At 59.8% G+C, this 15,472-nt stretch carries 4 protein-coding genes; all 4 read right to left on the minus strand.

From position 1 onward, the window contains the following. Positions 1 to 9,594: a YDG domain-containing protein gene (locus HDE75_RS05400; protein WP_183675880.1), complete on the minus strand. Its 9,594-nt coding sequence runs from the start codon at positions 9,592 to 9,594 to the stop codon at positions 1 to 3. 15 nt (positions 9,595 to 9,609) lie between these two features. Next, a complete protein-coding gene (locus HDE75_RS05405; protein WP_183675879.1) occupies positions 9,610 to 11,238 on the minus strand; it encodes a ShlB/FhaC/HecB family hemolysin secretion/activation protein in 1,629 nt (542 codons plus the stop codon). A 251-nt stretch (positions 11,239 to 11,489) separates the two neighbouring features. Next, positions 11,490 to 13,754: a CHASE2 domain-containing protein gene (locus HDE75_RS05410; protein ID WP_183676623.1), complete on the minus strand. Its 2,265-nt coding sequence runs from the start codon at positions 13,752 to 13,754 to the stop codon at positions 11,490 to 11,492. Next, a complete protein-coding gene (locus HDE75_RS05415; protein WP_183675878.1) occupies positions 13,754 to 15,376 on the minus strand; it encodes an HD domain-containing phosphohydrolase in 1,623 nt (540 codons plus the stop codon). The genes HDE75_RS05410 and HDE75_RS05415 overlap by 1 nt, the downstream gene beginning before the upstream one ends. Positions 15,377 to 15,472: the final 96 nt, after the last annotated feature.

The raw sequence follows: 15,472 nt of genomic DNA on the forward strand, positions 1-15,472 counted from the left end.
TTAATTGCAGTACATTTTTTTAGTGCCGTCATTGAATTTGTTTCCTGTTGATTGATCCGACGTGGCCACTTCCTTGACGTCATCCTTTTTCTTGTCCGGCGCCGCCGTGCTCGTCACCGTAGGCAGCAGGGGGGTGTTAGCGTGATCACCCTGTTTGATGATGTTCAGCGCGTCATTGATGGCTGTGTTCACGCTTGGGGGAATAACGGGAGGCACGGTCACCGGCGGCACAGTACTGGGCAGGAAGATGGCGTCAGGCATGGACACCGTGCCGCCAGGCGCCAGCAGGCTGACGTCGCTGCGCTGGCGGTTGATACGTACACCGGAGGTGCCCGTGATGTTGCCAGCCTTGGCCAGCACGCTCATGCTGGACGCGCCGGGCACCGTAAAGCTGGCGTTGCCGGCGAAGCGCACGCTGGCGCCAGCGCTGGCGGCAAAGCTGCCGCCACTGGCTACGGTGGCGGCGCCGTCGAAGCTGATGTCGCGCCCGGCAGTCAGGCTGACATTGTGCGCTGCGTTCAAACGGGCGCCGTCCGCCAGGGCAACATCGGTATCGGCCGTGATGCTGATATCGTTGCCGTTCACCACGCCATTGAGCGTGACCGGGCTATGCGACGTCAGTGCAACATTGCCGCCATTGCCGTTGATATTGCCTGCCGAAATACCGCCCGTATTCTCGATGGCAATATTGCCAGCGCCACTGCTGATGGCGCCCAGGGTCAAGGTGCCGGGCGCCGACGTGTTATTGAGCACGATACCGCCATCGCCACTATTGCTGGCAGTAAAGTTACTGACCTGATTGCCGGCATTGTCCAGCACGGTGCCATTCGACGATTGCGTGCTCAGGCTCGCTGCCACGATGGCGCCAGTCTGGCGTATGGCACCATTGAGCGCACTCAAGCGCACATCGCTCGCCGCCAGGCTGGCAAAGCGCAGGTCGCCGCTAGCCTGGTTAATCACCAGCTGACCGCCCAAGTTGATTGCGCCGGCCGTCTGGCTGAAGCTATTGCCAATCGCCAGATTGCCGCTACCTCCCAGCAAGCCGCCACTTTGTCCGTAGCGGTCGGCCGACAAGCTGCCGTTCAACTGTAAGTTGCCGCCGCTGATATTCAAGCCATCACTGCCGCCGATCACGGAGCGGTCCTGTGCGCCCTCGCCCAGACTCAAGCTGCCGCCCGTCAATACCAGGCCAGTCGCAAGATTCAGGTTCTTCAAGGTCGTGCTGCCGGCCGCCGCGTTATAGGTGACGATGCCATTGCTATGCGAGAAATCGACGGCCAGCACGTTCGCGCCTTCCGGCACCACACCGCCATCCCAGTTCGCCGCATCGCTCCACAAGCCATTGCCGCTGCCTATCCAGGTAGACAACAGTTTTTGCGAAATCGTCGCGTGGGTGATACCGCCTGTTGTGCTCAACACATAATTACCCGCATCGGCGCCTGCCAGGCGGAAACCAGTGGCCGTGACCAGCTTGTCCGCACCCGCATTCTTGTCCGCGAAACTGCCGCTACCGCCCGCCACGCTGACCAGATCCTGGCCCAGCACGCCAGATAGCGAAGCGCTGACAGCTGCATTAGTAGTGCCGTCATAGACCTTGTTGCCGGCAATCAGGCCCGTCAGGTTCAAGGCAGCGGGCGTGATGCTGGCCAACAAACCGGTCGGCAAGACCACAAGGTAATTGCCTGCATCCTGGCCAGACAAAGCCACGCCGGTAAGACTCACGGCCTTGTTGGCGCCCACGTTTTTATCGGCAAAACTGGCGCCAGCTGTGACGCCCAGCACATCGCCGGCAATCCGGTCATCGCCCAGCACCACACTTGCCGCCGTGCCGCCGTCATACACTTTACTAACGCCAGTTGCCGACAGATTCAAGGCGCGCACGGCAATATCGGCGGTGGTGCTGCCGCCATGCGTATTTAATACATAGTTGCCGGCATCGGCGCCGGCAACACCAACATTCGTCACGCTGACGGTTTTGCCCGTACCGGCATTCTTGTCGCCAAATGCGGCATTGCCAGACAGGTTCAAGGCATCTCCCGCTACCCTGTCATCGCCGATATTGACGCCAGCGCTGGTATTGCCATCATAGGTTTTGTTGATGCCGCTGAAACTCACATTCAGGGTACGCGCAGCGATATCGGCCGTGGTGCTGCCGCTATGGCCGCTCAATACATAGTTGCCCGCATCGGCTCCGGTCACGCCGACATTTGTCACGCTGACGGTTTTTCCCGTACCGGCATTCTTGTCGCCAAATGCAGCATTACCGGACAGGGTCAAGACATCGCCAGCGACACGGTCATCGCCGATATTCACGCCAGCCGACGCCGTACCATCGTAAGTCTTGTTGATGCCGCTGAAACTCACATTCAGGGTACGCGCAGCGATATCGGCCGTGGTGCTGCCACTATGGCTGCTCAATACATAGTTGCCCGCATCGGCTCCGGTCACGCCGATATTCGTCACGCCGACGGTTTTGCCCGTACCGGCATTCTTGTCGGCAAAGCTGGCATTACCGGACAGGGTCAAGGCATCGCCAGCGACGCGGTCATCGCCGATGTTCACGCCAGCCGACGCCGTACCATCGTAAGTCTTGTTGATGCCGCTGAAACTCACGTTCAGGGTGCGTGCGGCGATATCGGCGGTAGTACTACCGCCATGGCTGCTCAATACATAGTTGCCCGCGTCGGCGCCAGTTACCCCAACATTCGTCACGCCGACGGTTTTGCCCGTACCGGCATTCTTGTCGCCAAATGCAGCATTACCAGCCAGGGTCAAGACATCGCCAGTGACACGGTCATCGCCGATGTTCACGCCAGCCGACGCCGTGCCATCGTAAGTCTTGTTGATGCCGCTAAAACTCACATTCAAGGTACGTGCCGCGATATCGGCCGTGGTGCTGCCGCTGTGGCTGCTCAATACATAGTTGCCCGCATCGGCGCCCATCACGCCGATATTCGTCACGCCGACGGTTTTGCCCGTACCGGCATTCTTGTCGGCAAAGCTGGCATTGCCAGACAGGGTCAAGGCATCGCCAGTGACACGGTCATCGCCGATATTCACGCCAGCGCTGGTATTGCCATCATAGGTTTTGTTGATGCCGCTGAAACTCACATTCAGGGTACGCGCAGCGATATCGGCGGTAGTCATACCGCCATGGCTGCTCAATACATAGTTGCCCGAATCGGCACCGGTCACGCCGATATTCGTCACGCTGACGGTTTTTCCCGTACCGGCATTCTTGTCGCCAAATGCGGCATTGCCAGACAGGTTCAAGGAATCGCCCGCTACCCTGTCATCGCTGATCTGGACGCCAGCGCTGGTATTGCCATCATAAGTCTTGTTAATGCCGCTAAAACTCACGTTCAGGGTGCGTGCGGCGATATCGGCGGTAGTCATACCGCCATGGCTGCTCAACACATAGTTGCCAGCGTCTGCGCCCGTCACACCTACATCGCTCACGCTGACGGTTTTATTAGTGCCAGCGTTCTTGTCGCCAAATGCGGCATTACAAGACAGGTTCAAGGCATCGCCCGCTACCCTGTCATCGCCGATCTGGACGCCAGCGCTGGTATTGCCATCATAAGTCTTGTTGATGCCGCTAAAACTCACGTTCAGGGTGCGCGCAGCGATATCGGCCGTGGTGCTGCCGCCATGGCTGCTCAACACATAGTTACCCGCATCGGCACCACTCACGCCAACATTGCTCACGCTGACGGTTTTGCCCGTACCCGCATTCTTGTCAGCAAAGCTCGCATTACCGGACAGGTTCAAGGCATCGCCCGCTACCCTGTCATCGCCGATCTGGACGCCAGCGCTGGTGTTGCCATCATAGGTTTTGTTGATGCCGCTGAAGCTCAGGTTCAAGGTACGTGCCGCGATATCGGCCGTGGTGCTGCCACTATGGGTATTCAACACATAGTTGCCCGCGTCAGCGCCGACAACTTCGACACCGCTCACACTGACGACCTTGTTGGTACCCGCATTCTTGTCAGCAAAGCTGGCATTGCCAGCTAGATTCAAGACATCGCCAGCGATACGATCATCGCCGATATTAACGCCGGCGCTGGTATTGCCATCATAGGTTTTGTTGATGCCGCTGAAGCTCAGGTTCAAGGTGCGTGCCGCGATATCGGCCGTGGTGCTGCCACTATGGGTATTCAACACATAGTTGCCCGCGTCAGCGCCGGCAACTTCGACACCGCTCACACTGACGGTCTTGTTGGTACCCGCATTCTTGTCAGCAAAGCTCGCATTACCGGATAGGTTCAAGGCATCGCCCGCTACCCTGTCATCGCCGATATTGACGCCAGCGCTAGTATTGCCATCATAGGTTTTGTTGATGCCGCTGAAGCTCACGTTCAGGGTACGCGCGGCGATATCGGCCGTGGTGCTGCCACTATGGGTATTCAACACATAGTTGCCCGCATCGGCGCCACTCACGCCAACATTGCTCACGCTGACGGTTTTGCCCGTACCCGCATTCTTGTCAGCAAAGCTGGCATTGCCAGATAGGTTCAAGGCATCGCCCGCTACCCTGTCATCGCCGATATTGACGCCAGCGCTGGTATTGCCATCATAGGTCTTGTTGATGCCGCTAAAACTCACATTCAAGGTGCGCGCCACGATATCGGCCGTGGTGCTGCCACTATGGCTGCTCAACACATAGTTACACGCATCGGTACCACTCACGCCAACATTGCTCACGCTGACAGTTTTGCCCGTACCCGCATTCTTTTCAGCAAAGCTCGCATTACCGGACAAGTTCAAGGCATCGCCCGCCACCCTGTCATCGCCGATATTGACGCCAGCGCTGGTATTGCCATCATAAGTCTTGTTGATGCCGCTGAAACTCACATTCAAGGTGCGTGCCGCGATATCGGCCGTGGTGCTGCCACTATGGCTGCTCAACACATAGTTACCCGCATCGGTACCACTCACGCCAACATTGCTCACGCTGACAGTTTTGCCCGTACCCGCATTCTTTTCAGCAAAGCTCGCATTACCGGACAGGTTCAAGACATCGCCCGCCACCCTGTCATCGCCGATATTGACGCCAGCCGACGCCGTACCATCGTAAGTCTTGTTAATGCCGCTAAAACTCACATTCAAGGCGCGCGCAGCGATATCGGCCGTGGTGCTGCCACTGTAGGCAGCCAGCACATAATTGCCGCCATCAGTGCCGGACAGCGCGCCGCTGCCGCTGTAATTAATCGTCTTGCCATGGCCGGCGTTCTTGTCGCCGAAGCTGGCCTGTACATTCGCCAGGCTGACCTGGTCGTTGCCCAGCACGCCCGCAAGCGCGGCGTTGATGCCGGCACTATTGCTGCCGTCATACACCTTGTTGATGCCGCTGACAGTGCCCAGGTTCAAAGTCGCGCGGCTGATATCGGCACTCCCGCTGGCCGTGTCGGAGGCCAGCATGTAGTTGCCGGACGCATCACCAGACAAGCCGAGACCGCTGGCGTTGACGGTCTTGCCGCTGCCGGCATTCTTGTCGAGGAATTGCGCATTGCCGCTGGCATGAATGTCGTCGCCAGCGACCACATTACTCAGTACATACGTGGCGCCGCCAAAAGCGCTAGTGCCGTCATAGACCTTGCTGCCGCCGACGGTCACACCGAGCATGCGCGGCGTGATCGACAAGGAATTGGCGCCAATCAGACTGATGTCGTACTTGGTCGACCACAAGCCATCGAGCGCGTAGCTGCCGACATTGCGCGCCGATTGATAGCCCAGCGTGCCGTTGGCGCCGGTATCGCCGTCGAGCAGGCCGGTGTACACCAGCGTACCGTTAAAGATGGCGAACTGGCCATCATAGACTTTGCTGGTGGCGGCGCCCGACACATTCACTTCCAGCGGTTTCAGGAACGCTTTGAGCATCGGCGTCGTATGGCCGCTATAGATGCGCCACACGGCGGAATTACTGAAATTAAAACCATTGAAACTCGATTGCTGCTGCATATGTTCGGCGCTCAAACCGCTGGCGCCACCATTGTCAGTTTGCTGGCCGGAACTGTCGGTATTCCAGTAAGCGCCGCTGAGCGTGCCGCCCACATTGCTGCCGACCACGCCGCCTATCGCCGCCGTAAAGCCGCTGCCATTGACCGCGCCGCTGCTAAATACATTGCTGATGGTGCCGCTATTGCTACCGGCCAAGCCGCCCAGGTTTTCATGCACCAGTGTCATGTCTGCACCACTCGCCATGCCGACCGCGCCGGTGGCATAGGCATCGCTGATGCTGCCACTATTGCCACCGACCAGGCCACCCACGCTGCGCGAACCACTGACATTGCCGGTCGCATACGATTGCGTGATCGTTGCCTGGTTGCTGCCGACCAGGCCGCCGACCAACTCACGTGCGCCATTGACGGCGCCGCTGGCGGTCGAGACGGTGATCAGGCCGCTGCCGGAATTGGTGCCGGCCAGTCCGCCGACCGCAGCGCCGCCGTCCGAGTTGACACCAGTGACACCGCCGCTGGCGCCGGAATTCTTGATCACACCGCTGTTGGCGCCCACCAGGCCGCCGACGGCATTGCTGCCAGTGACACTCGCACTGCTGAACACATTATCAAGCGTGCCACCATCGTTCAAGCCAACCACGGCCCCCACATTGTAGCGGCCCGTGATACTGCCGCCTTGCAAGCTCAGGTTGCTGACATTGCCGTTCTTCAAGCGGGCAAACAGGCCTACGCCCGAGGTACCGGGCAGATTGGCGGTATTGACCATCAAGCCGCTGATCACATGGCCAGCGCCGTCAAACATGCCGGCATAGCCTGGCACGTCACCATTGGCGATGGAGGTAAAGCCGGCCCCCTGATTCCAGTTGGTGGTGCCGCTGGCATCGATATTGGCGGCCAGCACATAGTTGTTTGACATGTCCAGGGTATTGATGCCCTGCAAGCCGTAGATATCGGCGATACGGTAAGGTGCCGCGCTACTGCCGTCGCCACCCTGGACGCGCAGGAAACTGCCGTTCTGCAAGTTAAAATCATGCGCATAAAACGCCGGCAGGCTGGCGCTGTTTTGTTGCCACGCGCCGCCATCGAGTGTAAATTGGCGGCCCACGTTGACGGTGCCATTCGCACTGATGTTACCAGCAACCATCAAATCCTTGGCCACGGTCAAGGGACCGCCTAGATTCATTGCGCCGCTGGTACGCAGTTCCAGCAAATTCAAGCTGCTCAAGCCGCTCAAATCCAGGCTACCCAGCAAATTCAAGGGACCGTTAAAGGTATGGCCGCCGACCGTGATATGGCCGGCGGCGATGGTTTTCAATTCGGTGTCGGTCAAGCCCAGGCTAGTCGAACTGTCGGCTGCGCCGCTGCCGATATCGATTTCGCCATCGGTACGGCGCTCCAGCGTGACTTGCCCGCCAGACAGCGAAGCTGTGCTGCCACCCAGGCTCATCTTGTCGGCTTGCAGCATCAGATTATTCGCCTGCAGGCTGCCGCCACTATCAACGGTCAATGTGCCGCCCACGCCCGTTTTCAGTTGCAGATAACTGTCAGGCTGCAGCATCGTCAACTGGTTCGACACGGTGATATTGCCACCGCTTTCCAGGTTCAGATTCTTGATACCGGTACCAGTCGTGATTTGCGCCAGATTGATTGCCTGAGGCACAGAAATATTGCCGCTATTGCTGTTACCTATATTCAATGTACCGGCAGAAATCCGGTTCAATTGATCATTCTGCAAATACAAGGCATTGGCCGCAATGGCGCCGAGAGTAATCGGTCGAGCGTTACTCCAGGGAGCCAGGCGAACGCTGGCATGGCTACCCGCACCGCCAAAATTGATGTTGCCGGAAAAACTGATGTTATCGGCTTGCAAAGTCACTGTCTGGTTCGCCACGCCGCTGCCGATCAGTTGATCGCCAGCGCCAGTGAGCACGATGCCACCTCCCGCCGTGTTGGAGCTTAGCGACAGATTGCCACTTCCGACATTGATGCTGCCAATGCCGTTACTAGCCACATTGGCGCCGGAAATTGTTACTGCGCCACCATTGGTAGTAATCGCAGCATTAAAAGTCACATTCGAACTATTCCCTGGGAGAGTACCGGACGCAGCATCATTGGCCGACAGCGTCACCGCACCGCCATTGGTCGTAATGGCCGCATTGACATTGATCGCCTCGCCCGCCTGCGCCGTCAAGCCGACGTTCGCCTGCGCGATATTGATGGCGCTGCTGAAGGTGATGCGGTGCAGCGCCTGCAAGGTGACATTACTGGTCGCATTGGAAATCAGGTCGGCGCCGATGGAAGTCGTGCCAGTGACCGGGGCGTCGCCAAACTGATCAACGTTGCCGAGCGCGCCGCCGCCACCGGCCACCACATCGATATCGTAAGGATCGAGCAGCCAGTTGCCCTGTTTGCCGCGGCTGGAACGGGTATCGACGCGGATGCCGTCGACCGCCAGGTAATGGCCCGAGGTTTCCACAAAACCGCCATCGCCGGACGCGGCCCCGCCGCGCGCCGAAATACTGCCGAATACACGCGCGGTCTGGTCGCCCCAGACGATCACCTTGCCGCCATTGCCGCTGTCGACCGCATCGGCGGCCACCGTGGCATCGCTGCCAACGAACACCTGGCGCACATTGGGAATCGCGGCATTCTTACCCTGGTAATCGCCGCCCAGCAACACCGTGCCGCCGCCCTTGGCGCCGCTGGCGTCAACGCGCGCATTGCCGGTCAAGCCGACCTGGTCGCCCAGCACCGTGACCTGGCCGCCCGTGCCGGCGCTATTGCTGGCACTGGTCACGCTGCCCGCTTCCAGCAAGGCCTTGCCGCTCGCTTGCAGGACGATCTTGCCGTTTTCACCGACCACCGCGCTGTTCGCGTTCAGGCTGCCGCGCTGGTTGATCAGCGCGCCATACATGCCGATCTTGCCGCCCTGCGCAATCACCTGGCCCACGTTGAGCGCCTGGTCCGACGGCGCCGACACGACTACTTGCAAACCGGGGTTGGCGGCATCGGCCAGTTGCACGCTATGGCCAGCGGCCAGCACCACTTCGCCATTGGGTGCGGTAATGATGCCGCTATTGCTGACGTTCGGCGCGATCAGCAATACCTTGCCGCCGCTGTCCGCATTGATACTGCCCTGGTTGCTGACGGCGCCGGCGCTGCTGGCGCCGTTAAAATTCATTTTGCCGGCCAGGAAGTCCTGGTTCGACAATCCGAGGCTGGAGGCCACCAGGCCATTGACGTCGACCCGTGCATCGCGGCCAAACAGCACGCCGTTCGGATTGATCAGGAATACCTTGCCATTCGATTGCAGCGCACCGAGGATCTGGCTCGGGTCTTGCCCCGTGATGCGATTAAGCACGGCGCTATTCGCGTTTTGCTGGATAAAGCGCGTCAATTCTCCAGGGTTGATCGAAAAACTCTGCCAGTTGATGATGGTGTTGGGCGTGTTCGTAATCGAAAACACATTGCCTTGCTGATTGAACGTCGCTTGGCCACTGACGACTTGCGGCAAGGTCGGGTTCGCATAGGCCGCGCCGAAGCAGCTTGATATCAGCAGCGCCAGCGCGGTGCGGCGCAAGGGCGGCGTCAGGGCGGCTTGGCGGCTAGGCAGGATGGAATCGGTATTTTTCATGAATTATTCTGGCTACTAATAGGACAGGGCCAGCCTGAAATGCAGGCGGTTGCTGTCGTTCCGGCCGGTGTCACCGGCATTCAGTACGTGCGCGTAATCGATTTGCAGATTGGCATAACGGCTCAGCAGCAAGCGCGTCCCGATACCAAAACTGCCGATCGCATTGCCTTGCGCTTCGCCCGGCAAGCCATGATTGCGGTTCAGCCAGGCGCTGTCGTAAAACACCAGCCCGCGGCACTGAGACAGGGCCGTATTGCTACACCAGCTGGGCGTGTAAATTTCCAGATTCAGGCTGGCGCCGGAGTCGCTCGATACCTGGCGCTCGTCGAAACCGCGTACCGACGCAGCACCGCCGGCGCCGAACTGTTCTCCAGGCACCAGCGCATCGGGCGTATATTGCGCATTGAAAATACTGCGCAACTGCCATTCATTCGATAGCACCTTGCCCCAGTTCATGCTCAGGCGTGCCGTGCTGTAGCTCGCCTTGGCGCCAGCCCGCGCCAGGTTGAAATCTGCCTGGGTGCCGTGGCGGCCACCGGGCAGGTTGCGCGACAGGGTCAGCGCCAGGCTGGCTTCGCCATCCTCATGCGTCCAGGCGCCCACATAGGCCACGCTGAGTGGATGCACGGTCACGTCGCCGCCCAGTTCAAAGCCCAGCAATTGCACGCTATTCTGATACGCCTTGTAATCGATGCCATAGATCAGCTTGGGCTCATAATTGCCGGTTTTGGCGAAGTTCTGGTTGTAGCGCAGGCCGGCCATGGTGCCACGGCCACTGACCGCCAGGTCAAAAATACCGGCCGCCACGGTGCCCGAATCCACATTCGAATAACTGGCAAATGCATCGATCGAATCACCGAGCGCATACAGCGGCACATGGTAGCCAAGACCATAAATGGCTACCTTGTCCGGCTTTTCCAGCGAAGTGGTGTATTGCAGGCTGGCGACATGGTCGCGGCCCCACAGATTGGCGTTTTGCAACACCACGCCGGCATGCGTCTTGCCAGTTTGCCCACTGCCCGTATTGTCCAGGTTCAGCATGGCTTTCCACGGATTTTCATCGGCCACCGACACGGCCGCGTCGAGCTGGCCCTCAAGCTCGCTGGCAGCCAGCTTGACTTCCATCTTGCGGGCCGGATTCTCATTCGCCAATTTCAGGCTTTTTCCCAATGCCGGCAAGTTCGGCGAATTGCCCACGCGCAGCGAGGGCAAGGCGTTCAGCACATTGGCCTCATCGACATGGCGGTTACCGGTGATCGTAATCTGGCCAATCGCCGTTTCCACCACGGTCAGTTGCACCACGCCCCGTTCAAGCTCCTGCTCCGGCAAGGTGACTTGCACCACCGTGTAGCCGCGTTCACGGTAAGCGTTTTCCAGCGCTTCGACGGCATGCTGAATGTCGCCAAAATCGCGCTGCGTACCGGTAAATGGCGTCAGCAAGGCGGACAGCAATGCGGGCGACAGCAAGGTATTGCCCTGCACATCAAAACGGGCGATGTCGAAATGGGGAATGGCAATATCCGTCACGGGGGCAGGCAGCGCAGCCTCATTTTGCCCTGCAGCCGATGGGGCAATTGCGCAGGCAGCGCCCGCGACGAACAAAAGCGCCGAGCCCGCAAGCAGGTGCACCAAACGATAATTCATGAGTGAAGATTTCTTGTAGTTGCATGAGCACGACGCTGGCCAGGCGCAACACCGTTGTGCTCATCAATTGATTGAATGCAAAGTTTAGACGGGTTTTCGTTTCCAGTCAGAACTTTCTACTATTGGAACAGCGATTTCCGCCATCACCGTGCGAATCTGCGTCCAAGTCCCTGAAAAAGCAGCTTTTTTCACAACAACAGTAGCGGACAGGCCAGCATGCCGGGCCAGCATTTTACCTCTTTATGCGCCACCTACTTGCTGTCAAAAATAGTCACGCCATCCCAGTCATCCGGCGGCGATTGGGCCAGGTAGCCAGACAGCCGCGCCGCATACAGCCGATACAAGCCATCCTGTGGCTGCTGGCGCAGCAATTGATCGACCAGTTGTTGCGCGCCGGCCCACTCGCGTGCGCGCAGCAAGACCAGCACACGCGACCAGCATTCCAGGCGCGCCAAGGCAGCCGCGTCCATATCTTCCTGCAAGCCCAGCGGCTCGAAAATGGCCACCGCTTGCTGCTTGCCCTTGACCGCTACCCGGTCCAGTTCCCGGTACGCAAATTGCGGTGCGGCATGGCGGGTGGTGGCACTGACAACGATGCCAACGCCATACGTCTTGGTAATGCCTTCCAGGCGCGCGCCCAGATTGACGGCGTCGCCCATCACCGTGTAGGCGCGGCGGATGCGCGAGCCCATGTCGCCCACATGCATCAGTCCCGTATTGATGCCGATGCCGATCTGCAACGCAGGCCAGCCACGGGCGATAAAATCGTCATTCAGGCGCGCCGCGCTGCGCTGCATCAGCAAGGCGCTGGCGACGGCCCGGCTGGCATGGTCGGGGAAGGCCAGCGGTGCTCCCCAGAACGCCATCACGGCGTCGCCGATGTATTTGTCGAGCGTGCCGCCATGGCTGTCGCGGATATCTTCCGACATGGCCGTCAGGTACAGATTGATGTATTCGCGCAAGGCCGCCGGCGCCATGTTTTCCGAGATCGCCGTAAAACCGCGCACGTCGGCAAACAGCACCGTCAATTCGCGGTTCTCGCCTTCCATGGTGTAGCGCTGGGGATTGTCAGCCATCTCGGCCACCAGTTCGGGCGCCACATATTCGCCAAAACGGGCCACCAGCGCACGTCCCTTGCGCACCTCGAAAAAGTAGCCCCAGGCCACGTTCACGATAAACAGCGCGACGATCAGCAACAGCACGACCGCACTATCGACCAGCATATCCTGCACCCGGTACAGATACAGATTAAAGCCCAGCGTGGCGCCCAGCGCGCCCAGTGCCAGCAGCATGGACCAGGCTGGCGACAGTACCGCCAGCGCGCCGGCCAGCGCCAGGCCGGCCAGCAGCACCTGGCCCAGTTCGATCGCCAGCGCGTAATCGGGACGCGATTTGAAGCGGCCATCGAGGATGGACTTGATCAGGTTGGCGTGCACTTCCACCCCCGGATATTCGGCATTGACGGGCGTGGCCCGCACATCGTTCAAGCCGGGCGCGCTGGTGCCGACCAGGGCGATCACCTCTTTCAACAAGGCAGGCGGTACCTTACCCTGCAGCACGTCGGCCGCCGAGACATAGGCAAACGCGCCGCCCGATGGCCCGCCACTGCCGCGGTATTGCACGGTGGTGGTCAGCGCTTCGCCCACCGGAATGGCGCGCGGGCCTTGCGGCGTGAACATCAGTAATTGATCGAGGCCGCCATTGGCCAGTTCGGCGGCCGACATATTGTCAGCGCTTTGCGTGAAATGCGGTGTGATGGCGCGCGCCTTCAGGTACACGGCAGCCGTCGCCAGCGACAGCGATGGATAATAGGCGTTGCCTATGCGCTGCAGCAAGGTTGACGAGCGCACCACGCCATCGGTATCGGTCAGCGCCGTAAAAATGCCGGCGCCGCTGGCAGCATTCTGCAACTGCGCAATATTGGCTTCGTAGCCACGCGCTGAAAACGCCGTGACAGCACGTCCGTTCAAGCTTGCTACAGTGAACGCCGGCGCCGGCAGCACGCCCTTCTTTTGCTGGTCAGACACATTAAAACCCAGCACAACCGGCTGGCCGCGCATCGCTTGCGCCAGCAAGCCATCGTAATCCATGCCGGGCTTGAGTCTGGCCAGCTGGGCATCAAAACCAGGCACGCCGGCCAGCTCATGCTGAGCCAGCTTTTCCAGTACGGCATAACCGGAACTGGTGTCGGCTTCCGGAAACGAGATATCGTAACCGAGCGCCGCCACGCCATAATGCCGCGTCAACTGCGTCACTAGCTGCGCCTGGATATCGCGGCTCCAGGGGAAACGGCCGATACGGGTCAGGCTGTTTTCATCGATGTCGACAATCACGATGCGCCGGTCCAGCACGGCCGGCTCGGCGCGCATGCGCAAGTCGCTCAGCATGGCGTCCAGCCGGATAATCGTTGCGCTATCGACCAGGCCGATGCTCAGACTTGCCGCCAGCATGGTCAGCACCAGGCCTGCCAGCCAGCGCGCGCCGTATTTTTTCAGTTGGCCGGCCAAGGCCGCCATCACGGCCTGTATCCGGGAATGGCCGCCTCGTCGACAGCATCGATCTGGCTGGGATCCATATGTTTTTCAGCAAAGGCGCGGTACACCTTGCTGCGGATAAACACATCGAACAGATCGGGATCGATATGGCCATTCAGGCTGAAATTACCGAGGATGCGCAGCGATTCGGACAGCGACTTGCCTTTTTTGTAGGGCCGGTCGCGCGCCGTCAGCGCTTCAAAGATATCGGCAATCGCCATCAGCCGCGCCGGCACCGACATCTGCTCTTTCGTCAAGCCGCGCGGATAACCCTTGCCATCCATGCGCTCATGGTGGCCACCCGCGTATTCCGGCACTTTCTGCAAGTGTTTCGGCCACGGCAAGGCTTCCAGCATGCGGATCGACACGCTGATATGGTTGTTGACGATGGCCCGTTCGGCCGCCGTCAAGGTGCCGAAACGGATGGTCAGGTTTTCCGTCTCGTCGGCATCAAGAAAGTCGCGCAGCTCGCCGTCGGCTGCGCGCCAGCGGCGCCGCGCAATCTGGCGCACCCGCTGCTGGTCGGCCTCGGCCATGCCTTCGCCACCGATATTGGCACGGCGGATAAAGTCGCGCTCCTCGCGCAAGGCAACCTGCTCGCCAGCCAGCGCGACGGCTATCGCATCGACCTGGTCGGGATGCGTGATTTGCCGCTGCAAGGCCGCGATCTCGGCGTCACGCAGCAGCACTTCGTACCGCGTGTCGATCAGGGCGATGCGGTCAAAGATGGTTTCCAGCTTGGTGGCCTTGTCGACCACGTGCACGGGCGTGGTGATCTTGCCGCAATCGTGCAGCATGCCGGCCAGCCACAGTTGCTTGCGCTCATTGTCACTCAGGCGAAACTCGGCCAACGGCCCCGTTTGCGTGGCGTGCGCCGCGTCCGCCAGCAACATCGTCAGTTCCGGTACGAACTGGCAATGGCGGCCCGTGTAAGGCGATTTTTCATCGATGCCGATATTGATCAGCTTGACCAAGGATTCCAGCAATTCTTCCAGCTGCAGGATCAGTTGCTGGTTCGTCAATGCCACGCCCGCCTGCGCCGCCAAGGCCTCGATGAAACGCTGGTCGGTAGCGGAGAAAGCACGCACCTGGCCGGTGGCCTCATCCTTGGCATTGACCAGCTGCAGCACGCCGATCAAGTCCCCTTCATGGTCGCCCATGGGCACTGTCAATATCGATTGCGTGTGATAGCCATGGTGGCGGTCGAATGCCTGCATGCCAGAAAAATTGAAGGCTTCCTCACGGTACACATCGGCAATATTCACGCAGCGGCGCATATGGGCTGCATAAGCCGCCACCGAAGCCAGGTTAGGCTGTCCCTGCGCGTCGAACAGGGGCACGCCCGGTACGCCGATATCGCTACCCAGGCCGATACCCAGGCTATCGTTGACGCTGATATGGAAATCGAGCTGGCGCCCGTCGGCCGCTGGCCGGTACAGGGTCGCACCATCGGCGCCGCTCATGCTCTTGGCCAGCAGCACGATGCGCTGCAGCAGCGGCCCGATATCGCGCCCCTGACCGCCCAGGCCATGGCCGAGAGCGACGCTCAGTTCGGTCAACTGCTCCAGTCTGTGGGCGATTTTCTCGGGGTGCAACTGCGGCATGGTGGGCGCTGGGAAGATAAGGAAACAGGCGCCAGTGTAACTGCTGGTTTGCCGCACTGTACATTGATTAACCGCAACAAACTGAAATAACTTTCT

The organism is Janthinobacterium silvisoli (genome assembly GCF_014200725.1).
Classification (GTDB): Bacteria; Pseudomonadota; Gammaproteobacteria; order Burkholderiales; family Burkholderiaceae_D; genus Janthinobacterium.

Bases quoted from the DNA above. Each gene is read 5' to 3' on its own strand.
- HDE75_RS05405 (WP_183675879.1), bottom strand. From the start codon at position 11,238: ATGAATTATCGTTTGGTGCACCTGCTTGCGGGCTCGGCGCTTTTGTTC.
- HDE75_RS05415 (WP_183675878.1), bottom strand. From the start codon at position 15,376: ATGCCGCAGTTGCACCCCGAGAAAATCGCCCACAGACTGGAGCAGTTG.
- HDE75_RS05410 (WP_183676623.1), bottom strand. From the start codon at position 13,754: ATGGCGGCCTTGGCCGGCCAACTGAAAAAATACGGCGCGCGCTGGCTG.
- HDE75_RS05400 (WP_183675880.1), bottom strand. From the start codon at position 9,594: ATGAAAAATACCGATTCCATCCTGCCTAGCCGCCAAGCCGCCCTGACG.